Annotated in this window: 25 protein-coding genes; 16 read left to right on the plus strand and 9 right to left on the minus strand. The window is 48.2% G+C overall.

Annotation, left to right across the window (positions count from 1 at the left end; all coding sequences use genetic code 11):
• Nucleotides 1-6 precede the first annotated feature (6 nt).
• Nucleotides 7-1098 (plus strand): peptide chain release factor 1, encoded by a 1092-nt coding sequence (gene prfA, locus K0H60_RS04135; RefSeq protein WP_011715925.1) that lies wholly within the window; start codon nt 7-9, stop codon nt 1096-1098.
• A gap of 2 nt (nt 1099-1100) precedes the next feature.
• On the plus strand, nt 1101-1961 hold the full coding sequence (prmC, locus tag K0H60_RS04140; protein WP_220057361.1) for a peptide chain release factor N(5)-glutamine methyltransferase: 861 nt from the start codon (nt 1101-1103) through the stop codon (nt 1959-1961).
• A 144-nt stretch (nt 1962-2105) separates the two neighbouring features.
• On the opposite strand, the gene K0H60_RS04145 is transcribed toward prmC, so the two are convergent.
• Entirely contained in the window at nt 2106-2519 is a 414-nt protein-coding gene (locus tag K0H60_RS04145) for a GNAT family N-acetyltransferase (RefSeq protein ID WP_011715927.1), read from the minus strand.
• 118 nt (nt 2520-2637) lie between these two features.
• Here K0H60_RS04145 and K0H60_RS04150 point away from each other — a divergent pair, with 118 nt between their 5' ends.
• The 6 genes from K0H60_RS04150 (at nt 2638) to K0H60_RS04175 (ending at nt 8888) form a co-directional block, all read left to right on the plus strand.
• A complete protein-coding gene (locus K0H60_RS04150) occupies nt 2638-3033 on the plus strand; it encodes a SirB2 family protein (RefSeq protein WP_011623908.1) in 396 nt (131 codons plus the stop codon).
• Nucleotides 3033-3821, plus strand: a complete 789-nt coding sequence (locus tag K0H60_RS04155) for a transglutaminase family protein (protein ID WP_220057362.1) — start codon at nt 3033-3035, stop codon at nt 3819-3821. The genes K0H60_RS04150 and K0H60_RS04155 overlap by 1 nt, the downstream gene beginning before the upstream one ends.
• Before the next feature lie 144 nt (nt 3822-3965).
• A complete protein-coding gene (locus K0H60_RS04160) occupies nt 3966-5213 on the plus strand; it encodes a DUF819 family protein (protein ID WP_220057363.1) in 1248 nt (415 codons plus the stop codon).
• 57 nt (nt 5214-5270) lie between these two features.
• The gene (gene kdsA / locus K0H60_RS04165; protein WP_011625269.1) at nt 5271-6119 is read left to right on the plus strand and encodes a 3-deoxy-8-phosphooctulonate synthase; all 849 of its coding nucleotides are present in this window, start codon (nt 5271-5273) and stop codon (nt 6117-6119) included.
• A 163-nt stretch (nt 6120-6282) separates the two neighbouring features.
• Entirely contained in the window at nt 6283-7155 is an 873-nt protein-coding gene (locus K0H60_RS04170; protein WP_220057364.1) for a DMT family transporter, read from the plus strand.
• A gap of 173 nt (nt 7156-7328) precedes the next feature.
• Nucleotides 7329-8888: an EAL domain-containing protein gene (locus K0H60_RS04175; RefSeq protein ID WP_220054719.1), complete on the plus strand. Its 1560-nt coding sequence runs from the start codon at nt 7329-7331 to the stop codon at nt 8886-8888.
• Nucleotides 8889-8942: 54 nt separating this feature from the next.
• On the opposite strand, the gene K0H60_RS04180 is transcribed toward K0H60_RS04175, so the two are convergent.
• From K0H60_RS04180 to K0H60_RS04195, 4 genes are all read right to left on the minus strand, one after another.
• Nucleotides 8943-10301 carry an ammonium transporter gene (locus K0H60_RS04180; RefSeq protein ID WP_258405790.1) on the minus strand — a complete coding sequence of 453 codons (1359 nt, stop codon included), beginning with the start codon at nt 10299-10301 and terminating at the stop codon, nt 8943-8945.
• Nucleotides 10298-10636 (minus strand): P-II family nitrogen regulator, encoded by a 339-nt coding sequence (locus K0H60_RS04185; RefSeq protein WP_023268492.1) that lies wholly within the window; start codon nt 10634-10636, stop codon nt 10298-10300. Before K0H60_RS04185 ends, K0H60_RS04180 begins: the two co-directional genes overlap by 4 nt.
• 304 nt (nt 10637-10940) lie before the next feature.
• Entirely contained in the window at nt 10941-11912 is a 972-nt protein-coding gene (locus K0H60_RS04190; protein WP_220057365.1) for a ketopantoate reductase family protein, read from the minus strand.
• Complete coding sequence (locus K0H60_RS04195; RefSeq protein WP_011623900.1) at nt 11912-12274, minus strand: VanZ family protein; 363 nt, start codon at nt 12272-12274, stop codon at nt 11912-11914. Before K0H60_RS04195 ends, K0H60_RS04190 begins: the two co-directional genes overlap by 1 nt.
• A gap of 162 nt (nt 12275-12436) precedes the next feature.
• Between K0H60_RS04195 and K0H60_RS04200 the strand changes: the two genes are divergently transcribed.
• Entirely contained in the window at nt 12437-12922 is a 486-nt protein-coding gene (locus tag K0H60_RS04200) for a YajQ family cyclic di-GMP-binding protein (protein WP_011715934.1), read from the plus strand.
• A gap of 94 nt (nt 12923-13016) precedes the next feature.
• Here K0H60_RS04200 and K0H60_RS04205 read toward each other — a convergent pair whose 3' ends face one another.
• The 4 genes from K0H60_RS04205 to K0H60_RS04220 all read right to left on the minus strand — a co-directional run bounded on the left by K0H60_RS04205 (nt 13017) and on the right by K0H60_RS04220 (nt 16136).
• Nucleotides 13017-14408 (minus strand): AmpG family muropeptide MFS transporter, encoded by a 1392-nt coding sequence (locus K0H60_RS04205; RefSeq protein WP_220057366.1) that lies wholly within the window; start codon nt 14406-14408, stop codon nt 13017-13019.
• 151 nt (nt 14409-14559) lie between these two features.
• Nucleotides 14560-14880 carry a hypothetical protein gene (locus K0H60_RS04210; RefSeq protein WP_011715936.1) on the minus strand — a complete coding sequence of 107 codons (321 nt, stop codon included), beginning with the start codon at nt 14878-14880 and terminating at the stop codon, nt 14560-14562.
• Nucleotides 14881-14948: 68 nt separating this feature from the next.
• Complete coding sequence (locus K0H60_RS04215) at nt 14949-15536, minus strand: peptidylprolyl isomerase (RefSeq protein WP_011625277.1); 588 nt, start codon at nt 15534-15536, stop codon at nt 14949-14951.
• Between the two features lie 33 nt (nt 15537-15569).
• Nucleotides 15570-16136 (minus strand): YajG family lipoprotein, encoded by a 567-nt coding sequence (locus tag K0H60_RS04220; RefSeq protein WP_041408859.1) that lies wholly within the window; start codon nt 16134-16136, stop codon nt 15570-15572.
• Nucleotides 16137-16272: 136 nt separating this feature from the next.
• On the opposite strand from K0H60_RS04220, the gene K0H60_RS04225 reads away from it, so the two are divergent.
• The 7 genes from K0H60_RS04225 (at nt 16273) to hpt (ending at nt 22651) form a co-directional block, all read left to right on the plus strand.
• The gene (locus tag K0H60_RS04225) at nt 16273-16836 is read left to right on the plus strand and encodes a porin family protein (RefSeq protein WP_220057367.1); all 564 of its coding nucleotides are present in this window, start codon (nt 16273-16275) and stop codon (nt 16834-16836) included.
• A gap of 268 nt (nt 16837-17104) precedes the next feature.
• A complete protein-coding gene (locus K0H60_RS04230) occupies nt 17105-18136 on the plus strand; it encodes a DUF2804 domain-containing protein (RefSeq protein WP_220057368.1) in 1032 nt (343 codons plus the stop codon).
• A 52-nt stretch (nt 18137-18188) separates the two neighbouring features.
• Nucleotides 18189-19052 (plus strand): sterol desaturase family protein, encoded by an 864-nt coding sequence (locus K0H60_RS04235; RefSeq protein ID WP_220057369.1) that lies wholly within the window; start codon nt 18189-18191, stop codon nt 19050-19052.
• Nucleotides 19053-19250: 198 nt separating this feature from the next.
• The gene (locus tag K0H60_RS04240) at nt 19251-19886 is read left to right on the plus strand and encodes a hypothetical protein (RefSeq protein WP_220057370.1); all 636 of its coding nucleotides are present in this window, start codon (nt 19251-19253) and stop codon (nt 19884-19886) included.
• Nucleotides 19887-20054: 168 nt separating this feature from the next.
• The gene (gene mpl / locus K0H60_RS04245) at nt 20055-21452 is read left to right on the plus strand and encodes a UDP-N-acetylmuramate:L-alanyl-gamma-D-glutamyl-meso-diaminopimelate ligase (protein ID WP_220057371.1); all 1398 of its coding nucleotides are present in this window, start codon (nt 20055-20057) and stop codon (nt 21450-21452) included.
• Nucleotide 21453: 1 nt separating this feature from the next.
• Nucleotides 21454-22113: a flavin prenyltransferase UbiX gene (locus K0H60_RS04250; protein ID WP_220057372.1), complete on the plus strand. Its 660-nt coding sequence runs from the start codon at nt 21454-21456 to the stop codon at nt 22111-22113.
• 7 nt (nt 22114-22120) lie between these two features.
• Complete coding sequence (gene hpt / locus K0H60_RS04255; RefSeq protein ID WP_011623888.1) at nt 22121-22651, plus strand: hypoxanthine phosphoribosyltransferase; 531 nt, start codon at nt 22121-22123, stop codon at nt 22649-22651.
• Nucleotides 22652-22708 lie beyond the last annotated feature (57 nt).

Consider the following 22708-nt stretch of genomic DNA (forward strand, 5'->3'; position numbering starts at 1 on the left):
AGTTAAATGAAGGAATCCGTTATCCGCAAGCTGGAAGGCTTGCTCGAGCGCAATGAAGAAGTCTTAGCCTTGCTTGGTGATGCATCCGTTATCGCCGATCAGGAGCGTTTTCGCGCGTTATCCAAAGAATATTCTCAGTTAGAAGAAGTGGTTGCAGGCTTTAAAGCCTACCAGCAAGCACAGGCGGATCTCGAGTCTGCCAAGGAAATGCTGGAAGAAGATGACGCTGAGATGCGTGAAATGGCGCAGGAAGAAATCAAGGCAGCTAAAGCCGAACTCGAACGTCTCGAAGCCGAGCTGCAAATTCTGTTATTACCAAAAGATCCTAACGACGACACCAACGCCTTTATCGAAATTCGTGCCGGTGCGGGTGGCGACGAAGCCGCAATCTTCGCGGGTGATCTGTTCCGCATGTATAGCCGTTATGCCGAAGCCAACCGTTGGCAGCTCGAGATCATGAGCTCGAACGAAGGCGAACACGGTGGCTTTAAAGAAATCATCGTTAAAGTCAGTGGTGAAGGTGCCTACGGTAAACTCAAGTTTGAATCCGGCGGTCACCGTGTTCAACGTGTGCCTGAAACTGAATCCCAAGGCCGTGTACACACCTCTGCTGTCACTGTTGTAGTCATGCACGAAGTGCCTGAAGCGGAAGCGATTTCAATCAACCCTGCGGATCTGAAGGTCGATACCTTCCGTTCATCGGGTGCGGGTGGTCAGCACGTTAACAAAACCGATTCTGCCATTCGTATTACTCACATTCCAACCGGGATTGTGGTGGAATGTCAGGACCAACGTTCACAGCATAAAAACCGCGCGCAAGCGATGAGCGTTTTAGCTGCGCGTATCCAAGCCGTTGAAGACGAAAAGCGCCGCAGCGCCGAAGAGTCGACTCGCCGTAGTCTGGTAGCTAGTGGTGACCGCTCCGAACGTGTGCGTACCTATAACTTCCCACAAGGCCGCGTGAGTGAACACCGTATCAACTTAACCTTATATCGCTTAAACGAAGTGATGGAAGGCGACTTAGATGCGATTTTAGGACCGCTGATGCAAGAGCATCAGGCCGACCTATTAGCCGCTCTGGCTGATGAGCAGGGGTAATTTTGGCTGATCAATCGAGTATCGCCGAGGCCCTGCAATGGGCCTATGTTCAGTTAGCGCCTACCTCTGAATCCGCCCATCTGGATGCAGAGGTTTTCCTGCTGTATTGCCTCAATAAAAACCGTGCATTTCTCTACACTTGGCCCGAAAAAGCCTTGACGGTGGAGCAGTGGAAACGTTTCCAGCAGATGGTGCAACGTCGCCAGCAGGGCGTACCCGTGGCACATATTGTGGGCGAGCGTGAGTTTTGGTCGCTACCCTTTATTGTGAATGACACTACGTTAATCCCTCGCCCAGATACCGAAATCCTGGTCGAAACTGCCTTAAACTTGCCGCTTGAGAGCAATGCTAAGGTGCTGGATTTAGGGACTGGAACAGGTGCGATTGCGCTGGCGCTGGCTTCTGAGCGGTCGACTTGGCAAATTACTGCCGTCGATAAGGTGGAAGATGCGGTGGCCTTGGCCAAAGCGAACCGGACTAACCTTAAGTTAGAGCAGGTGGAGATCCTCCAAAGTGACTGGTTTAGCGCTATCAAGGCCCACGACTTTGATTTAATCGTCTCAAATCCGCCTTACATCGATGAGGCCGATGAGCATTTACATCAAGGGGATGTGCGCTTCGAGCCGCAAAGTGCGCTCACCGCCGCCGATGAGGGCTTTGCCGATCTCTACTACATAGCAAAAACCGCTCGGGATTATTTGAAGCCCAACGGTTATATTCTGCTCGAACATGGTTTTGAGCAGGCGGTAAAGCTCAGAGAAAAACTGACCGAGCTAGGTTATCAAAATGTCGCAACCGTGCGGGATTTTGGTAGCAACGACAGATGCACTATGGGTAAGTGGATGGGATTGATTGGAATTTAATATTTAATCCAATCCCGCTAAGTACTTAACAACGCCATTGGTTATTTATCAATGGCGTTTTTATTTGTGTATTGGTTGAAATGGTTAGCTTTGACAAGTATCCGACTCTATATCTTCAAAATCAGCTCTAAGCTTAGGCTCAAGCTATAACACTTTGACCATAAAGAATTTACTGCCGGTTTCGGGATAGGCTTGTTGTACCCATTGCACGCGATATCCGTGGCGCTCATAGAAAGGTTTGGCTTGAAAATCTAAGGTATCGAGCAGGACAAATTGGCAGCCGCGTTGTTTGGCCTTGCTTTCGGCCTCGAGTAATAAGCGTGAGCCGATGTTTTGCTGGCGCAATGCGGCATCGACCCAAAGGTAGTCAATCAATAGCCAATTACCAAAGGTTTTGCCGCTTAAGCCCGCGAGTAAGTTGCCGTCCTCATCCTGTAATTTTAATCCTAGGTTTTGACGCTTTAGCGTTTGCCAGTGCAGCTGATTAAATTCGACGATTTTTTGCTTTACCGCATCGGCAAATTCGGCGGACTCATCGTCAATTATCATTAAATTCATTGTGGTTTCCTACAAACTGAGGGACGGGGTTTCGTCTGCGAATCTCGCGCGTTAGGCATTGGTCTGGCGTTATGATTAGGGTAAACTAGCGCCTTTGTCACTGGCCATAAGTATCACAATGGAAACTTTTTACAGTCTTTATCCTGCTGTTAAGCACCTGCATTTAACCTTAATTGCCGTGAGTGTGCTGTTTTTTGTCGTTCGTTTTGTGTTGCATTTACGTCAGTCAGCACTGATGGGCAAGAAAGTATTCAAAATCGCGCCCCATGTTATCGACACTTTTTTACTGCTGTCGGGCTTAACCCTGTGCTTTATGATCAAGCAATATCCTTTTGTGGACCCTTGGTTGACCGAAAAGATTGGCGCCGTGCTCGCGTATATTGCCTTGGGCGTGATTGCGATAAAAGCGAACAGAAACAAATTGTTCAAAGTTTTTGCCTTTTTAGGTGCATTAGGTTGGTTAGTTTACGCCGCCAAATTGGCGCATTTTAAACAAGCGGTATTATTGGGTTAATGGGTAAATACAATCTGCAAGATGGCATTTCTTTGCCCGAGTCGGCATTGGATGTAGGTGCTCACCTTGGATTTTCAAACCTCGAAGCGGCGAAATGGGCTTGGTTTGAATTGGCGGGAGCCGTATTAAGTCATTACCTAGTGGATCAACAGCAACGCTTAAATGCGTTGCTGCATTGGTTTTATCAGGACTTAGGTTTTTGTGTCCGCGACAATTACTTCAGTACCGAAGCGGCGGACTTAGGCACTTGTCTTATCACTAAACAGGGTAATAGCACCACACTGGCGACGGTTTTGATACTACTAGCCAAGCAGCTCGATTTAGAGCTCGAAGCCTTACTCTTACCGGGTAATACCGTGCTTCGCAGTAACATTGCTGGCGTTTTGCGTTATCACGATCCGCTGACGGGCAAAGAGTTGACGAAACATCAGCTCCATGTGCTAGTGCGCGGTGAGCTGGGTAACGCGGCCGAGCTTAAACCAAGCTACTTAAAGGCGGCGTCGGTGAAGAAGCTGATTTCGCGCATGCTGCATGAGCTTAAGGCGGGGTGTATCGTGTCGCATCAATTTGAGGCGGCGATGGAATGTTGCAACTTGCTGTTACAGTGGCACCCTGATGATGTGCACCTAAATCGGGAGCGCGCCTTTATCGCCCAGCAACTGGGTTGTATCAATGTCGCGGCGGCCGATCTGCAACACTTTGTCGATAACAGCCCGCATGATCCTGTTATCGAAATCGTCAAAATGCAGCTCAAAGAGCTCAGTGAACACGCTGAAATCTATCACTAAATCTTAAAGGAGAGCCTAACAGGCTCTCCTTGTTTTTCTAAAAAACAACAATAAATGGGGCGAATGGGAAGTTTGCCCACTAACTGCAAACGGCAGTTTTTAGCATAAATACAATAACAACTGTACCAAACAGGGAGAATACACATGGCAAGCACGGCATTAGTCACCAATGACGCGGTGGCGCTGGGAATATTGGCAACGATTCTGGGATTTGTGTTTTATACCAGCAGTAGTAGTCATCCATTTTGGCAAAAGTTTTACCGTTTTATCCCAGCGTTATTACTCTGCTATTTCTTGCCATCATTGTTGAATACCTTTGGGGTGATCGATGGTGGGACATCGCAGCTTTACTATGTGGCCTCGCGCTACCTATTGCCCGCCTGTCTGGTGTTATTGATTTTAAGTGTGGATTTAAAAGCCATCTTAGGACTGGGGCCTAAGGCGGTGGTCATGTTTTTAACTGGGACAGTCGGCATTGTGATTGGCGGGCCGATTGCACTGCTCGTGGTGTCCTTTATCGAGCCATCGTTGATTGGTGTCGATAGCCCTGATGCGGTGTGGCGCGGCATGACAACCCTCGCAGGGAGTTGGATTGGCGGCGGTGCCAACCAAGCCGCGATGAAAGAAATTTATGAAGTGGGCGGCAATATCTTCTCTGTGATGGTGACAGTCGATGTGATTGTGGCCAATATTTGGATGGCGGTATTGTTGTTTATGGCGTCAAAAGCCAAGGAAATTGATGCCAAAACAGGTGCGGATACCTCAGCAATTGAGACCTTAAAGAACAAGGTTGAGCAGTATCACGCTGAAAATGCGCGTATTCCAAGCCTGCGTGATCTGATGCTGATTGTGGCTGTCGGATTTGGGATCACGGGCGTGGCCCATATTGCCGCCGATTTCCTCGGTCCTTATTTTGAGGCCAACTATCCTTGGACTGAGGATTACAGCTTAACCTCTAAGTTCTTCTGGTTAGTGGTGATTGTGACCACCATAGGTTTAGCCATGTCCTTTAGCCCTATGCGCCATTTAGAGGCGGCGGGGGCTTCTAAGGTAGCGTCGGCGTTCTTGTATATTTTGGTGGCGACCATTGGTTTACATATGGATGTAAGCAAGGTGCTTGATACGCCGCTATATTTTTTAGTGGGCATTATTTGGATGATAGTGCACGCTGGCTTTATGTTATTGATTGCTAAATTAATTAAGGCTCCATTGTTTTATATGGCCGTGGGCAGTCAGGCAAACGTAGGTGGGGCTGCATCGGCGCCAGTTGTGGCAGCGGCGTTCCACCCAGCTTTAGCCCCTGTAGGGGTATTGTTAGCCGTATTTGGTTATGCGCTAGGCACTTATATGGCGTGGCTCTGCGGTCAGTTACTGCAGGCCGTCGCGGTATAGTTGCCTTAGCTCCTGTTCAGCGCTGGTAAGGTTCCAGCATTTTAGAGAGAAGTTGCGATGAGTAATAAAATCATAAACCTAGGTTCAATCGAGATCGCTAACGATAAACCTTTCGTGTTGTTTGGTGGCATGAATGTGCTTGAGTCTCGCGATCTCGCTATGTCGATTGCTGAAACCTATGCCGAAGTGACACAAAAACTGGGTATTCCCTATGTTTTCAAGGCGTCGTTCGACAAGGCTAACCGCTCTTCTGTTAACTCTTACCGTGGTCCTGGCATGGAAGAAGGCTTAAAGATTTTTGAAGAAATCAAAAAGACCTTCAATCTGCCATTAATCACCGATGTGCATGAGACTTACCAATGTGCGCCTGTCGCTGAAGTGGTTGATATTATTCAGCTGCCAGCTTTCTTAGCGCGCCAAACAGACCTCGTTGTCGCCATGGCGAAAACGGGCGCTATCATCAACGTGAAAAAGCCGCAGTTTTTAGCGCCACACGAAATGCGCCATATCATCACTAAGTTTAACGAAGCCGGTAACGACGAGATTATCCTGTGTGAACGTGGTTCGTGCTTCGGTTACAACAACCTCGTGGTCGATATGCTGGGTATGGACGAGATGAAGCAATCCGGTTATCCGGTGATTTTCGATGCCACCCACGCATTGCAACGTCCCGGTGGTCGTGCCGATTCGGCGGGCGGCCGTCGTGCTCAAGCGACTGAATTAGCCCGTAGTGGCATGGCATTAGGCTTAGCGGGTCTGTTTATTGAGGCTCACCCAGATCCAGATAACGCTAAATGTGATGGCCCATGTGCGCTGCCACTGCATCAGTTAGAAAACTATCTGAAACAGATGAAGGCGATTGATGATTTAGTCAAATCCTTCGACCCGATAGATACCAGCAAGTAAGCTTGGTTTAACCTTATCAACTAAAAAGCCCCGAATCGTTCGGGGCTTTTTATTGGGTGAAATTTTCTCCATAGCGATATCAATACCTTGTGTTTATGATGTTGGCTCTAATTAGCGCATAACCCATGTCAGAGTGCGGTCTGGCAGTGACAGGATGGCTCGAATGTGGATTTTCTTTACCTTATTAGCCGCGTTTATGCAGGCGTGGCGTAATGCCTTTCAGAGCCAACTGAGTAAAGAGGTTAAGGTGGCGGGCGTCACCTTAGCGCGGTTTATTTGGGCTGGCCCGATTGCGGCCTTGTATCTTGGGCTGTTATATCTTTGGGATAATGTGGGATTACCACGTTTTACGGTGGAGTTTATCGGCTTTATTGTCGGTGCCTCCATGATGCAGATCCTCGCGACTGGCTTGATGGTTAAATTGTTTCAACAACAAAATTTTGCCATCGGTGCAGGGCTTGCCAAGAGTGAGGCCATTGTCGCCGCGATATTAGGCACCTTCTTTTTTGGCACTCATTTATCGTTACTCGGTTGGATTGGGGTAATTTTAGGTGGCGTTGCCGTGTTTTTACTGAGTGCCAAGCAAGGGCTTAGGCAGTTGTCCTTAAGCACTGTGCTCCTTGGTATTGCTAGCGGCAGTGCCTTTGCACTGACCTCTCTGTGGGTGAGGGAAGCAAGCCTAAGGTTAAATGTCGGCTTTCCCCATAACGCCGCTTGGGTATTGCTTTTGGTGATATGTCTACAAACCTTAGTGTTAGTCGGTTATTTAGTCTTGAAGGATAAAGCCACTCTCAGCGCCTTAATCCAACGTCCTAAGTTAACCTTGCTGACGAGTACCGCCAGCTGCTTTGGCTCCATTGGTTGGTTTAGTGCTATGTCTTTGCAGGCCGTGCCCTATGTTAAAACCTTAGGCCAAGTGGAAATCTTCTTTATGATGTTGATTTCCGCATTCTGGCTTAAGGAAAAAGTAAAAATAAAAGAGCTGCTTGGCCTAGTCTTGATCGCGCTCGCGGCAATACTCGTGATGTGGGAGTAAGGCTGATTATGACTGCGGTTACGACCAAAGAGATTAGTCATAAAGGCTTATATTTTTAATTATCAAAAACATAGCTCACAGAAATACCCTATAGTTTATGTCTCATTCTCCTTATCTATGCTAAATATCCTTGATGCAAAAATTAACAATTTACTCGAAAGGGATTTGTTACTATGCCAAACCGTTCAAATCTTATCCAAGCGTCGATGCGTAACTTTGCCTCTCTCTTCGAATTACTTTTAAAAAAGTGGTTGTTCTTACTGCTGTTACCCGTCGTATTCGCTTTTGTTTTTAGCTATTTTATCGCGGCTTATCTGGCACATAACAAGGCGACTGAGATTGGCGAGTTCAACCTAGAGCGTTTAGAGGCCATCTTAAAGCTGTCGGATCAGATAGGTGAATATGCCATGAACCTAACCGAAGAGGATTGTGGCAAGTTAACTGAATACATGCGTTTTCGGCCTTATTTTCGGGGCGTGTTACTCTTCAATGACAAGTCATTTTACTGCTCCTCGACAACCGGGAACCTCAATTTACCCCTGAATACTCTATTGCCCGTCGATAGACTCAAAGATGGTTCGCAACATATAGTGCCGGAAACGCCAGCGCGACCGGGCGTGCCAGCCATTATCACCACCTTTAAGAATGAACAAACGCAATACGGCGCGGTTGTGATATTCGAAGGTCAATATCTGATTGATAGCTTTATTCAACCCGATGTATTTCCCCGCGCGGTAAAAACCGTTGTCTTAGGTTTGCATGGTGCGACCTTGCCAGCGGCGCCACAGTTTAGCGGTAATGAAGTGATTACTGTGTTTGCTGGGGATAAATTTGAGGTCCACCAAGATTTCGTCATCCTGCTGGAGATCTCTAAGGCGCTGTTTTGGCACTTTTATTGGATTGCCTTTGGCCTGTTATTACCACTGATTTTCACCTTGTTCGTTTTATCTAGCCTACTGTTGTGGAAGCGTAATGGGCGTCATTCGCTAGCCGATGACATAAAAAGTGGTATCGAGAACCAAGAGTTTTTCTTGGTATACCAACCCGTTGTAAGCAGTGAAGACGGTAAGGCCAAAGGTGTCGAGGCATTGGTGCGCTGGCAGCATCCGCAAATGGGCTTAGTACGACCCGATTTGTTTATTCCCATCGCCGAAGAAAGCCAATTAATAGTTCCTTTGACCAATTATATTTTTGAGCGCGCCTTGGCGGATTTTAGCCAATTGCAGTTAACCACAGATTTTAGGATTGGCTTTAACGTGGCGCCCGAGCATTTTATCCAAAGCGATATCGAGGCTAAGTTTCGTTACCTTAGGGATGCGTTTGCCGAAATTGGCGTGCAGCCGTTAATCGAAATCACCGAGCGGCAACTATTAACGGTGGATATGTGTGAGCGAATCGCGGCGCTGCGTGAGCTGGGCATTCTGGTGGCGATTGATGATTTCGGCACTGGGCAGACAACCTTGTCGCTGCTGCAAACCTTTACGCTGGATTATCTTAAAATCGATAAATGCTTTATCGATACCATAGGCCAAGATTCGGTGACCTCCCATGTGCTGGATACCATCATCGAACTCTGCCATAAGATGAATTATGTGGCCGTGGCCGAAGGCGTGGAGACCCAAGAGCAGGCGGACTATTTAATCAGTCGTGATGTGCACTTCTTGCAGGGCTATTTATACGCTAAGCCGATGAAATTAAATGAGCTGGAACTGTGGCTTAAAGAGCATAACTAGTTAATAACCGTCAGGGCAGACATGCCCTTGACGGTCAGTTTTGCGAGGCCAGTATTATAGGCTGTAGCCTGTTTCTTCATGTTCGGAAAGGTCGAGGCCATTCACTTCCTGTTCGGTACTGACACGAAGTCCGCCGAGGATTTTGCCAATGACCACAAACAACAACCAAGACACCAGGGCGGTGTAACTCAAGGTGGCAATAACCCCAATCGCTTGCGCACCGAGTTGGTCGAGCATAGTGGGGTTAACACTGGCAAAACCATAACCGCTGAAGATCCCAAGCTGAGTCGAACTAAATACCCCCGCCAGCAAAGTACCGAGAATGCCCCCGACACCATGTACTGGGAACACATCGAGCGAGTCGTCAATCTTAAGCTTTTGTTTAATGTAGACAGTTGAAAAGAAGCAAACCACACCGCCAAGAAAACCGATCACTAACGCGCCAGCAGGGCCGACATAACCCGATGCGGGAGTGATAGTGCCAAGGCCTGCCACCATACCAGTGACGATACCGAGTGCACTGGCCTTACCGAATTTATACCACTCGATACCCGCCCAAGTAATGGCGCCCATCGACGCGGCTAAATGGGTCGCGAGTATCGCCATGGCTGCAGTGCCATTGGCGCCTAAGGCGCTGCCGCCATTAAAGCCAAACCAGCCCACCCACAGCATGCCCGCGCCTGTTACTGTCATGGTCAAGTTATGGGGCATAATGGCCGAGTTTAAGAATCCCTTACGCGGCCCTAATACTTTTGCTGCCACCAGTGCCGCCACCCCTGCGGTAATGTGTACGACTGTGCCGCCAGCAAAGTCATACAATCCAAGTTCGGCTAACCAGCCGCCGCCCCACACCCAGTGGGTGATGGGTGCATAGACTAACAGCAACCAAGCGCTTGAAAACATCAGCACGGCGGAGAACTTCATCCGCTCGGCAAAGCCACCGATAATCAGCGCAGGCGTGATAATGGCGAAGGTCATTTGGAATAGCATAAACAGAGGTTCAGGAATATCCCCGCTGACACTGTCGCGACCAATGCTGGCGAGAAAAGCTTTGCCCTGCCCACCGATAAAACCGTTGCCGGTATCGAAGGCGATGGAGTAACCCACCACAAACCACAGTACAGAGGCGATAGCAGCTATAGAAAAACACTGCATTAAAATCGAGAGTACGTTTTTACTGCGCACCAGACCACCGTAAAACAGTGCCAGTCCTGGAAGTGTCATCAATAAGACGAGAGCTGATGAGCTTAAAATCCATGCTGTATTGGCGCCGCTGAGCTGCGCCTCATCGGCCAAAGCCGAGCCCGCAAAGCCGCTGGCGAGCAGAGCCAATAATGCCTGATAACCCAATGTTGAATAACGGGTGTTTGGCAGAGCGAACTTAGCGTTAAGTGCGGCTGTCTGTTGGCTCATATCGCATCACTCCCTTCTTCCGAGGTGCGTACACGGATCACTTGTTCGAGTGGGGTGACGAATATCTTGCCGTCGCCAACTTTACCCGTGTGGGCGGCGGCAACAATGGCTTCGATGACCGCATCTTCCTGCTCGGAATGGATGGCGATTTCGAGCTTCATTTTGGGGAGAAAGTCGACCGCATATTCGGCGCCGCGATACAGCTCTGTATGTCCCTTCTGGCGACCAAAGCCACGCACTTCGGTCACTGTCATACCGTGGATGCCAAGTTGCGTCAGCGCTTCACGTACATCATCAATTTTGAAGGGTTTAATAATAGCGGTGATGAGTTTCAACTTTATTCTCCAACGAACTTCAGGCGTAAGTGGGATGAGCAAAGCAGGAATCAGGCCATAACAATAATGTTTTTATTATCATTATGTTAACAATATGACGCACTCAAATAGACCGAATTTTTGCTGCAAAAGAGTGCAAAAACAGATGATTATGCCCTGATTTGGTGCGCTTTGATGGTGCATTTAGCATCAAAATGCCAATTCGAGTGCATTTAAAGATGCTGGAATATCACCGAGTTTAATTTAGCTCGATTGATTAGGGTTAAATCCATTTAAAATCAATTGAATGAATTGATTAAGCTTGTTATGTTATCGCCGACAGCTGTTTAATGGCTTGGCACATTTGGGCATTGGTGGCTGCACTTAAACCGTGCGCGTTGGCGCGGTCGCAAATATAACCACTAATTTGTTCAATCTCGGTTGGCCTATGGTGTGCTACATCTTGGTGCATCGACGAGAAGTTTGCGGCCGTGAGTTCAATCACCCGGTACACGCGCTCCTCAAGCATTTGTCTATCCAGCTCAATGCCATCGTGGGCGGCCACCTCGACCAGCTCATCTAAGATACTGGCTATGGTCTGGGTAAATTGTGCTTGAGCCAAGGTGCCATTGGGGCATTGATGCAGGGCGGTAAGGGGATTAATCGCGGCGTTTACCGCAAGCTTTTGCCAAAGACTCGGGATGATTGCCTCAACCCATTCACTGCTCGGGATAGCGTTGAGCAGGCCATCACGCAGTGATTGCGGTAATGCGGATCCCGTAAAGTGGCCAAACTGGGTTAAGCCTTGGCCAGTTTGTTTGACTTGCCAGCGGGACTGGCGCAACACGCCTTGGGAGGTAGTACCTAGGCTTAAGCCGCGACCCTGTAATTTGGGCGCCAGTACCAAGTGTGGACCCATGCCATTATGCAATAACAAGATATGGCACTGGGGCGAGAGTTTGTCGAGTAAAGGGCTAATAGCATCAACGACTTGATAAGCCTTGACGCACACAATTAACAGCCTTATCTGCTGCAAACTTGTGCCGTCTAGACTAAATGTAGGCACTCGGTATGACACTGAGTCGGTATTGGCATCCGTTGATGACAGAGGGCAAAACACTAAGTCTTGCCAATTCGTCTCAGTGGTGGATGCAGAGGCCTCACGCGCTATCAAGCCTACGGCTAACCCCGCCGAATGCAGTTGATGGCAAATCAATTGTCCTACGGCGCCAGCACCTAAAATTGCAATATCGGTGACTTGAGACTCCATAGCCGATGACGCACCTTGGCCGAACATTATTCTTCCTTGAGTTGGGCGGCGCTAAAGTATTTTCGATAGGCCCAAAGACAGAAGTAAAACAAAGCGATACCAGCAAAGTCCGCTAACACGTCGCCCACAGAGGCGCTGCGGTAGGGTAAACGCGATTGCACTAGCTCAATCAAAATCGCGTATGCGGCAAGCACCAGCGAGAGCCAATACCACTTGGGGCGAAAGGCGAGAAAGGTCAGATAAGAGAGGCAGAAGAAGCTCCCAAGATGGCCTACCTTATCGATATTGGGGATACTTTGCGAATAGGTTGGTCTGGAAAACACCAGATAACTGATCACGACAAAGGCTACGGCTAAAGCCAATTTGAATAGGGTGTTTTTAGTTATCACAAATACAATTTGATTATCTTAGTGTGACGCCATAATAGGAAAATGTGCCGCCAAAGTCATCCATAACCCGAGTTTTATCTTGCTGGGGTAAAGTTAACCTTCAACTTGGGGGAGGGAGTCGGTAAACTATGGGCATTTACAATCACCTAAGGGGCGGCAACTATGCCTTCATTTGATATTGTGTCTGAAGTGGATGAGGTTGAATTACGTAACGCGGTCGAAAACTCCCGCCGTGAACTCAGCAGCCGATTCGATTTTCGCGGTAAAGAGGCCAGCATCGAATATAAAGATCATGTGGTGACTCTCACCGCGGAAGATGATTTCCAGTGCAAGCAGTTGGTCGATATTCTGCGTACCCAATTGAGCAAGCGTAACGTTGAGCCTTCGACTATGGATGTCGACGAAAAGTCGGTTCACAGTGGCAAAACCTTCTCCCTGAAAGTACGTTTTAAGCAAGGGATCGAGACGGATATCGCCAAGAAAATCGTTAAGATGGTCAAAGATAGCAAGATTAAAGTGCAATCTCAGATCCAAGGCGACACAGTGCGTGTAACGGGTAAAGCCCGCGATGATTTACAAGCTGTGATGGCGTTAGTGCGTCAAGCGGATCTGGGTCAGCCTTTCCAGTTCAATAACTTCCGCGATTAATCGCAAAACCTAGCCAGCATTTGATTCACTTTGAATCGATGTGCTGATAGATATTCAAAGGCCCTTCGCTATCAGCGAAGGGCTTTTTTATTGCTTAGGATTCGGCGTCGTCCTTGCTGCCATGGGGTACGTATTTATTCACTAAATGAATAAGCAGCAACACGGGAAAACCAATCACACTGGCGGCGACAAAGAAGTTCACATAGCCATAGGCATCAACATAGGCGCCCGAGAAGCCAGCAATAAATTTAGGGAAGAGCAGCATAATCGAGGAGAGCAGCGCATATTGGGTCGCGCTATAGCCGCTGCTGGTGAGGCTCGAGAGATAAGCGATAAAGGCGGCGGTGGCAATACCGGCACTAAAGTTATCGACCGAGATCGCAAAGGTTAAAAATTGGACGTTATAACCAATCATCGCCTGCCAGGCAAATAGTAGATTGGTTACGGCGACCAAGAGGGCACCAAGGAATAAAATCTTCATGGTGCCGAAGCGGGCTAATAGGATACCGCCGAAGGCTGCGCCAACTAAGGTCATGATAAGACCGTAGATCTTACTCAGATAAGCAATTTCTTCTTTGCTAAATCCCATGTCCACGTAGAACACGTTGGCCATAATTCCCATCACAATATCCGAAATGCGATAGCAAGAAATCAGCAATAGAATCAAAATGGCGCTGCGACCATAGCGTTTAAAAAAGTCGATAAAGGGCAGTATGCTGGCGGTATAAATCCATGAGAGGCTCGCCGCAAGCGGCTTGGGGTAACGCTCGCTCAAGCGTTGTTTTACCGCTAATTCGGTTTCATCGGCGGCGCGAGTATCGACCTGTGGCTCGCGGCTAAAAAGCGTTGTTAACACCCCGACAAACATCAGTCCAGCCATCACCAAATAGGAAGTTTGCCAAGCTAGCAAGTTATATTCGGTATTGCCGGGCTCCACCCAAGCGGCGATGCTCAGTGCACCAGCGGTCGCCACAATCATGGCGCTGCGATAGCCCACCTGATAGGCGGCGGCAAGCGCGGCCTGCATTTTTTCGGGGGCTGATTCGATACGAAAGGCGTCAATCACAATATCTTGAGTGGCAGATGCAAAGGCGACCATCAGGGCAAATACGGCCAAGCGCTCGAGATCTTGCAGTGGGTCGCTAAAGGACATGCCCAAAATCGCGCCGACCAACAACAGCTGGGCGAACAGCATCCAACTGCGTCGCCGGCCTAAAAAGCGCGTCAGTATGGGCAGAGATAATCTGTCCACCAAGGGTGACCAAGCCCATTTGAAGGCATAAGCCAAGGCTATCCAACTGAAATACCCGATAGAAGTGCGGTCGACTCCCGCTTCCCGTAGCCAAAAAGACAAAGTTGAAAAGACCAACATTAATGGCAGGCCGGCAGAAAAGCCGAGTAACAGCAGTATCAACACACGCTTATGGTAGTAAACGCTGAAGAATTCTAAGAGGCGTCGATTTAAACCGATTACGAACATAAGCATGGGCCGAGGAGTCGAATCCGCCTAGCTTACGGGGAAGATGCGGTGGGATTCAAGGATTAATGCGTATCCTTTTGATGCTCGCTGGGTTTCTGTCCGAAAGGACTGAAAATAAAAAAGACCCAGCAAGCTGAGTCTTTAGCGAGTGTATTGCTCAAGGTCGAACACCAATGCACCCCGAGGGCATTTGGCCTCCCAAACTAAGGAAGTCACAGCACGCATGCAACTGCTGACACAGGTACTGATTGCCACGGATCATCCAGTCTGGCCACTTGTTAAAGCTATGGAGCAAATGCCAAAACACGGTTTCTGTTTCTGTTTGCGCTTCACTACTTGGAATGAGTAATTGCCATTCCTCGAGTGTGTCCCAAAGATAGAGCTGGACTTCATGGAAATCGAGCTCGTCACTCAAAAATGCTTTGCCATACATAGCAAGCTGGGGCGCTTTATTATCGATAAATTCTTCAATCGTCACCCTTGCCTCCTTTCTGTTGCTTTTTGAGTATAGACAGAGGATTAGGGCTTTTGCTCAAATTTTTTCGATTATTTTTTCGGCAGTAATTTAGCTGTTTTCAATATGATAGGTGTCACGGGCACATCGGGCCAATTGAGTTTCGCATTGGTAGTGGTCTCGACCACGGCCATGGCTTCCAGCACTTGTTTGCCCTCAATCACTTCACCAAATACTGCATAACCCCAACGACGTTTTGATGGATCCAGCTTAGTGTTATCCGCCACATTGAAGTAAAACTGGCGAGTAGCCGAGTGGGGATCGTTGTCGCGCGCCATCGCAATAGTGCCCATGCTGTTAGATAGGCCGTTGCCAGACTCGTTAACAATAGGCTTGCCCGCTGGAAGCTCTTCTAATTGTGGGTTTAGCCCGCCGCCTTGAACGACAAAGTCACTGATAATGCGATGGAAAATCGTGTTGTTGTACTCGCCTTTGACCACATAGGTTAGGAAGTTATCGACGGTAATCGGTGCGCGGGTTCTATCGAGTTCGACCACAATCTTACCTAGGCTAGTATCAAACTCGACTTGGGGATACAAGGTATCGGGTTGAATGTCGATTGCCGCCCAGCTGCTATAGCTGGCACAGAGAACTAAGAGTGCAGATATCCAACGAAACATTATGATTTCCTTATTAATTACCGATTAGCACTATTATTGTTGCAGGAACTGGTTTAACTCAGGGTCATTTAAAATTTCCCCTGTGAGTTGACCGAGTAACTTGTTCATATCCAGCTCAAGAGTGGCAAAGTCTGGCGTTAACGGGCCTTTTAAAGTGCCCTTGGCTTTATAGCGTTTGACCAATTCTTGACTGGAATTACGGGCTTGCACGGCAATCAACACACTGTGTTTGGCCTCGTAACCGAAGGTCTTTTTGGTGACATCCATTTGCAGTTCTTCTAACTGAACTTGCACTGAGTTGGTCGCGCTTGGGTCAATCTGGTAGCCCGCTTGGGTAAAACCGTTACGGAAAACTTCATCGAGCAATAATTTAGGTGGCTCACTTGGGCCGACAAGGCGAGTCTTAGTGCCTTCTTCGATAAAACGTGCCACGTACTCAACGTTACGGGTATCAATGGTATCCAATGAGATCTGTACGGGTCTGTTGGTCTGTTGGCTAATATCGGGAACCTGAGGGCTAAATGCCATATGAGTTGGATTTTGGCTCGCGCAGCCCACGAAGAGCAGGGGGAAAGTCAGCGTCAATAATAACTTTTTCATGGGGGATCTCATGCAAGTAAAAAGTGGCTACAGCATACCAGAAATCCCCCCCGTTACCACAATGCACTCGGGTTCAGTCCTGATACAGGTGCAAAGGTTATGATGTGCCTACATCTGCATACTGAATTTAAACAATATGAAATACTTAACAATTAATACTTGGTTATTGTCGTTCGCGCTATTAGCGGGCTCTGTCGTGGGTAAGGCGAATGCCGGCGATTCTCCCCATGTGTTAGGTGGCAGCTTAGGCTACGGCACTCAGGAATTTGAAACGAAGAGCGGCAAATATGATGCTGGCGATACCTTCACCAGCGACTTGTATTATTGCTATATGCTTAACGACAACTTTGGTGTTGAAGCAGGGTATTTAACGGGCTCAGGTGGTGTGGCCAGTGCGCTCATTAGTACATTCAGCGAGATAAAAGATTTACGCTTCCAAGGTGTTAGAGCTACCGCCTACGGCGAATATGCGCTCTCCCGTGGTAATAGTCTGTACGCCAAACTCGGTGCGGCTTACACCCAAGTGAGTTATGAGATGGATAAGCAAGAGATGGATTCAGACGATGTGGGCTTTTACGGCGCGGTCGGTTGGCAATATCGTTTTCGCTCGGGCTTTGGGCTAAACCTCGAATACCAATATGTGCCAATGAAAGAGCTCGAGCTACAAGGGGTAAACTTTGGCATGAGTTATCGTTTCTAACGACTTAGGTTTACGGAATTAGGTTTACGGAATCAGGTTTACTTAGTCATTCACTATCATGTAGCGGATAAGTTTGTGTCGATTAAGCGCCTTTGGGCGCTTTTTTATGATCCACAGGTGGGATTAAACCGAATTCTCGCCGGCAACAAAATCACAACAATTTGAGCTTGCACTCTTTTAATGCAATGGGCGACAGGTTAGAGTAAAAATTCAACATTAAATAAGAGAGCATAAATGCTCCTTCGACTGCACAAGCAAAGGCGAGTTTATGTCTAGGATTATTACTCAAATCGCCCCCGACAGTTTAATCAATGCCAAAGGTCAGCCACATTTCGGCCATTTCGATGGCATAGTGGGAAGCTTAGGTTTAGCAGATTTTGCCTATTTCGATACCATGGACAAGCCCGCATCGGCTTGGGCAAAACGGTTTGATTTTAAGCAGTTCCAGTTTATTTCGATTATCACGCCGCGCTATATCCTTGGCATCGCACTGGCGGATATCGCCTATCTAGGTAGTGGTTTTTGTTATTTATACGATATTAAAAACAACAGGTTAACTCAGCAGGACTGGCTAAAACCCTTTGGGTTTGGTTATCGGATGACGCCTTCTCCCGCGAATGGCACAGCCGCTATCGGCGGCAAAGGCGCTAGCGTGACCTTTGAGATCCAAGAGGGGAATTGGCATTTAGTGATTGATACTAAAAGCATTCAAGCCGATTTAACCCTGCATGCCTTACCCTTAAGTTTACCTATGGCCATGTGTAGCCCCACGGGATACAACGGCTGGACCTATACCCAAAAGCACAATGGTTTATCGGTCAAAGGACAACTCACCATAGATCATGAACCGCAACCATTGAATTTTGCCCTCGCAGGTTATGATTTTTCCGCGGGCTTTATGCGCCGCGATACCAGCTGGCGCTGGGCATCCATCAATGCCCAAATAGATGAAGGGGTGATCGGATTAAATCTTGCGGCGGGCGTGAATGAAACCGGTGCCAATGAAAACGTGTTTTGGATCAACGGCGAGCGGCATTTGCTCGGGCCTGTGCAATTTGAATTTGACCGTCATGGCCAGCAGGGCACAGATCTCTGGCGTATTCATAGTCACGATGGCCGCGTCGATTTAGAGTTTACGGCGCGAAATTGCCGCAGTGAGAAACGCAATTTTATCTTGCTGAAGAGTAACTTCCGTCAATATCTGGGGCTTTTTAGCGGTTTTATCATTGACCATCAGGGACGTAAATTCCAACTCAACAATGTATTGGGATTGACTGAGGACCATTACGCCCGCTGGTAGGCTATGGGCAGATTTACGCTTTAATAGAATAATAACAATAGGATAAAGGTATATGGATATCGCTGCGTTAATCAATCACCCCGAGGTGTTGCTGCTGGTATTGGCCCCACTATTTTTTGTCTGCATTTTGCTGGAATGGTACTTTGGCGACAGAAGACAAAAACTGCCAGTGAGTGCCCGTTATCACACCAAGGAAGTGCTGTGTAATTTTAGTCTCGCCACCATGCACCAAGGCGCGGATATCCTCACGGGTTTGCTGATCTCTAAGTTGTATCTAGCGGTATTTGGTTGGAAATTATTCGATATTCAAATGGGGCCACTCAGCTTTGTATTGCTGATGATTGCCCAAGATTTTTGCTATTACTGGTTCCACCGTGCGAGCCATAGAGTGCGTTGGATGTGGGCGGCCCATGTGGTACACCATAGCTCGGAGAATATGAATTTTAGCACTGCGTTTCGCCAGAGTTTGATGTATCCCTTCGCCGGCATGTGGGTGTTTTGGTTGCCGCTGGTGATCTTAGGCTTCGACCCTAATTGGGTGGTTTTTGTGGTGCTACTGAATTTAGGGTTACAGTTTTTTGTGCATACCCAAGCGGTGACAAAACTTGGCCCATTAGAATGGCTATTTAATACGCCTTCCCACCACAGGGTGCACCATGGGCGTAATCCGCAGTATATCGATAAAAATTATGCCGGTATTTTGATTATTTGGGACAAACTCTTCGGTACCTTTGTACCCGAGGACGAGACAGTGATTTACGGGATCACTAAACCCGTCAACAGTTTTAATCCATTCAAAGTGACCTTTAGCGAATGGCGCGATATGTTCAGCGAGGTGACGGCTCGGGGGCTGACATTCTCGGAGCGATGTAAAATTCTCTTCGCGCCCCCTGCAAGCCAGCAAAGGGATGAATGATTTAGCTCAATACGCGAGCCTGTGGCCCTCAACGAGTGGTTCGCTCTTCATTAAATAGTGCAAATGGCTAATAGGAGTCAGACCTTAGCCTTGCTAGCCTACTTTTCTTTTTTTGCAAATTTATAGATGAAAAAATGTACAGAGTCATGCTTTGGTGGTAATTTTTTGTACAAGGGATTCATCTGAGTAGGTTGCAGTATGGTCGATGAGCCGCATTTAACCTTAGAGGAATTGGCTTGTTTTAGAGAGCTATTTTCTCCTAATCGCATAACCCATAACGCCGAGGATGCTCATCCTGAGCCCTTGGTTAACCATGTATTAACGGTCAAAACCGATGTGCCGCAGGCGCTGGCCTCACTTTTGGGTAAGGCCAAGTTGACCCTGCTGGCCGAGGTCGGCCCTTATAAACTCTGGTTTCCCCTTGAGATGCGCCTCGATGATTTTGGTCAATTACAGCCCACTCTCGGGGTGCCTGAAGTGCTAGATGCTAAAGGGGCTGAACGGAGTTGGCGTCTGACTCAGCCTGAAGATGTATGGATCTTCGACCAAGATCAAGGCGAGCAATGGTCAGTGGTGTCTTTATCGAGTTCAGGGATGGCGATCCGGGCTAAATCACCACAACAGTTTGAGCGCTTAGTCGATAGCCAAGAATTGCAATTACAGTTGCCCGATGGTGAAACCATGCGAGTTAAAATCGAGCCTATTCGCCATGAAGAGGGGCTAGCGATTGTCAGGTTTCAGGCCGAAGCCGAAGAGCGAGAAGCCCTGCGTCAGTTCCTCTTTAATCGTCACCGCAGTCAATATCCAAAGCTCTATGCCAGCTTGCGGGGATAAGTGAGCTTGGTGGCACAATTCTGTTAGCTAAACTTCTCTCAATTGTAAAAATCCCTTTCTCTATCAGTATCTTTGCCAAACAAGTGGCTTTTCCGAGATCCTAACCTGCCAATCTGCGGAGCTATGGATTAGAATAGCCTTGAATTCAAAAACATCAGAGCGAGCGGTATGCACGTACATATTTTAGGAATTTGTGGAACCTTCATGGGTGGTCTAGCACTCTTGGCTAGGGCAAAAGGGCACAGAGTGACAGGCTCGGATGCCAACGTCTATCCACCGATGAGTACGCAGCTTGAAGAGCAAGGTATTGAACTCATTCAAGGTTTTGATCCAAGCCAGTTAGGTGAAGCGGGCAGTTATCCCGATCTCGTGGTGATTGGTAATGCCATGAGCCGAGGTAATCCTTGCGTCGAAGCGGTATTAAACCTTGGGATCCCTTACACCTCTGGACCACAGTTTTTAGCCGATCATATTCTGCCTGAGCGTTGGGTGTTAGCCGTATCTGGTACCCATGGAAAAACGTCCACCTCAAGCATGCTGGCGTGGATCTTAGAGGATTGTGGTTATCAACCCGGTTTCTTGATTGGTGGCGTGCCACAAAACTTTGGCGTGTCGGCCCGTTTAGGGGAATCGGCGTTTTTTGTGGTCGAAGCCGATGAGTACGACAGCGCCTTCTTCGATAAGCGTTCTAAATTTGTGCATTATCATCCCCGTACGCTGGTGATCAATAACCTCGAATTTGACCATGCCGATATTTTTGCCGATTTAGCGGCGATCCAAAAACAGTTCCATCATCTGATCCGAACTGTGCCTGGGCAAGGCAAAGTGATTTGGCCTGCCGATTCCCACGCGGTAAAGCAAACCATTGAGATGGGCTGCTGGAGCGAGCAAGAGACTTTCCACACCGCTGAGGTGACCAAAGGCTGGCATGCAAAAGCCTTAAGTGATGATTGCCACGAGTTTGAAGTCTTCTTCGATGGTGAATCACAAGGTGTGCTCGAATGGGCGCTGATTGGTCAGCACAATATTGAAAACGCGCTAATGGCCATCGCGGCCGCGCGCCATGTTGGGGTTAAACCGAGTGCTGCTATCGCGGCATTAACCCGCTTTGTACCGCCGAAACGTCGTCTAGAGCTGTTGGGTACTGTTCACGGTGTGAGCGTATACGATGATTTTGCTCACCATCCAACGGCGATTGCGACCACCATTAAGGGCATGCGTGCCAAGGTCGGTCAAAGCAAAATCACTATCGTATTAGAGCCACGCTCAAACACAATGAAGAGTGGGGTGCACAAAGACACGCTGGCTCATTCTATGCTGCAAGCGGACGAAGCCTTTTTATATCAAGCCGATACTATCGATTGGAATATGAAAGAGGCGATGGAAGCTGCGGTGATCCCTGTGACTGTCCTGCATCAGATTGATGATGTTGTGGCTAAAGTTTCTGCCTCGGCAAAAGCAGGTGACACTATCGTGGTGATGAGTAACGGCGGCTTTGGCGGCTTACATAAGAAACTGTTGGCAGCGCTCGAAGTTAGCCCTCAGTTTCTTCAGCAGGCGGACTAATATGGCCTACGCCAAATCTGAGAAAGCCATTAGCTTAGCTTGGACGGGAGCCTCGGGCGCGCCTTATGGCTTGAAATTATTAGAATGCTTATTAGCCTCGGGCTATCAAGTCTTTTTAATGATCTCAAGCGCCGCTCGGGTGGTGCTGGCCACTGAACATGGCTTACAGCTCAGTGCGAACAGCGATAAAGCTAAGGCACAATTGCTCGAGGTGCTGGCACAGAAGAAGATAACCTTATCTGGCGAGTTAGTGGTATTAGGCAAAGATGAGTGGTTTTCGCCGCCAGCTTCAGGCAGTGCTGCACCTAAACAAATGGTGATTTGCCCTTGTTCGACGGGGACACTGGCGGCTGTTGCCACTGGCATGAGCAATAATTTGCTCGAACGGGCGGCGGACGTGGTATTAAAAGAGCGCGGTCAGCTGATCTTGGTTCCGCGGGAAACTCCTTTTAATGCCATACACTTAGAGCATATGTTAACTCTGTCGCGCTTAGGTGCCACTATTATGCCTGCGGCGCCGGGCTTTTATCATAATCCCAAATCCGTAGAAGATCTGGTAGACTTCATGGTCGCTCGAATGCTCGATCATTTGGGCGTTGACCATGCATTAACGAGTCGCTGGGGCTATGACAAACACTCCCCTAATGACATCGACAATTGAGACTGATATGAAACACACCACCGAAGTGATGATCTCCGCGGAAGAGATCAGCCAAAAATTGGATCAAATGGCCGAGCAAATCAATGCCCACTATGCCAACAGCGAGCGTTTGCTGATGGTGGGATTATTAAAAGGTTCAGTCGTATTTATGGCTGATCTGTGCCGCCGTATTAAAGGCCATGTTGAAATCGATTTTATGTCGGTTTCGAGCTATGGCAATGCCATGACCAGCTCACGGGATGTGAAAGTGCTGAAGGATGTGCAATCGGATATCGCGGGCCGCGACGTGCTGATTGTGGAAGACTTAATTGACTCGGGCAACACTTTAAACAAAGTACGCGAAATGCTGTTATTGCGTGAGCCAAAGAGCTTAGCCCTGTGCACTCTATTGGATAAACCCGAGCGCCGCGAAGTGGATGTTAAGGTCGACTTTATCGGTTTTACGATCCCAGATGAGTTTATTGTGGGTTACGGCATCGATTATGCTGAGCAATACCGCAACTTGCCTTATATCGCCAAAGTGGTGCCGCTCGAATAAGCCCCGATGCGTTATGACTCAAACTCCCGCCTAGGCGGGAGTTTTGTTTTGTGCTGT

The sequence above is a fragment of the Shewanella mangrovisoli genome, assembly GCF_019457635.1.
GTDB classification, from domain to species: domain Bacteria; phylum Pseudomonadota; class Gammaproteobacteria; order Enterobacterales; family Shewanellaceae; genus Shewanella; species Shewanella mangrovisoli.

Coding starts and splice junctions, on each gene's coding strand:
- hpt (WP_011623888.1), top strand. CDS start 22,121: ATGAAACACACCACCGAAGTGATGATCTCCGCGGAAGAGATCAGCCAA.
- K0H60_RS04155 (WP_220057362.1), top strand. CDS start 3,033: ATGGGTAAATACAATCTGCAAGATGGCATTTCTTTGCCCGAGTCGGCA.
- mpl (WP_220057371.1), top strand. CDS start 20,055: ATGCACGTACATATTTTAGGAATTTGTGGAACCTTCATGGGTGGTCTA.
- K0H60_RS04145 (WP_011715927.1), bottom strand. CDS start 2,519: ATGAATTTAATGATAATTGACGATGAGTCCGCCGAATTTGCCGATGCG.
- K0H60_RS04180 (WP_258405790.1), bottom strand. CDS start 10,301: ATGAGCCAACAGACAGCCGCACTTAACGCTAAGTTCGCTCTGCCAAAC.
- K0H60_RS04240 (WP_220057370.1), top strand. CDS start 19,251: ATGGTCGATGAGCCGCATTTAACCTTAGAGGAATTGGCTTGTTTTAGA.
- K0H60_RS04205 (WP_220057366.1), bottom strand. CDS start 14,408: ATGCTTATGTTCGTAATCGGTTTAAATCGACGCCTCTTAGAATTCTTC.
- kdsA (WP_011625269.1), top strand. CDS start 5,271: ATGAGTAATAAAATCATAAACCTAGGTTCAATCGAGATCGCTAACGAT.
- K0H60_RS04160 (WP_220057363.1), top strand. CDS start 3,966: ATGGCAAGCACGGCATTAGTCACCAATGACGCGGTGGCGCTGGGAATA.
- K0H60_RS04200 (WP_011715934.1), top strand. CDS start 12,437: ATGCCTTCATTTGATATTGTGTCTGAAGTGGATGAGGTTGAATTACGT.
- K0H60_RS04170 (WP_220057364.1), top strand. CDS start 6,283: ATGTGGATTTTCTTTACCTTATTAGCCGCGTTTATGCAGGCGTGGCGT.
- K0H60_RS04215 (WP_011625277.1), bottom strand. CDS start 15,536: ATGTTTCGTTGGATATCTGCACTCTTAGTTCTCTGTGCCAGCTATAGC.
- K0H60_RS04225 (WP_220057367.1), top strand. CDS start 16,273: ATGAAATACTTAACAATTAATACTTGGTTATTGTCGTTCGCGCTATTA.
- K0H60_RS04175 (WP_220054719.1), top strand. CDS start 7,329: ATGCCAAACCGTTCAAATCTTATCCAAGCGTCGATGCGTAACTTTGCC.
- prfA (WP_011715925.1), top strand. CDS start 7: ATGAAGGAATCCGTTATCCGCAAGCTGGAAGGCTTGCTCGAGCGCAAT.
- K0H60_RS04150 (WP_011623908.1), top strand. CDS start 2,638: ATGGAAACTTTTTACAGTCTTTATCCTGCTGTTAAGCACCTGCATTTA.
- K0H60_RS04250 (WP_220057372.1), top strand. CDS start 21,454: ATGGCCTACGCCAAATCTGAGAAAGCCATTAGCTTAGCTTGGACGGGA.
- K0H60_RS04235 (WP_220057369.1), top strand. CDS start 18,189: ATGGATATCGCTGCGTTAATCAATCACCCCGAGGTGTTGCTGCTGGTA.
- K0H60_RS04190 (WP_220057365.1), bottom strand. CDS start 11,912: ATGTTCGGCCAAGGTGCGTCATCGGCTATGGAGTCTCAAGTCACCGAT.
- K0H60_RS04220 (WP_041408859.1), bottom strand. CDS start 16,136: ATGAAAAAGTTATTATTGACGCTGACTTTCCCCCTGCTCTTCGTGGGC.
- K0H60_RS04230 (WP_220057368.1), top strand. CDS start 17,105: ATGTCTAGGATTATTACTCAAATCGCCCCCGACAGTTTAATCAATGCC.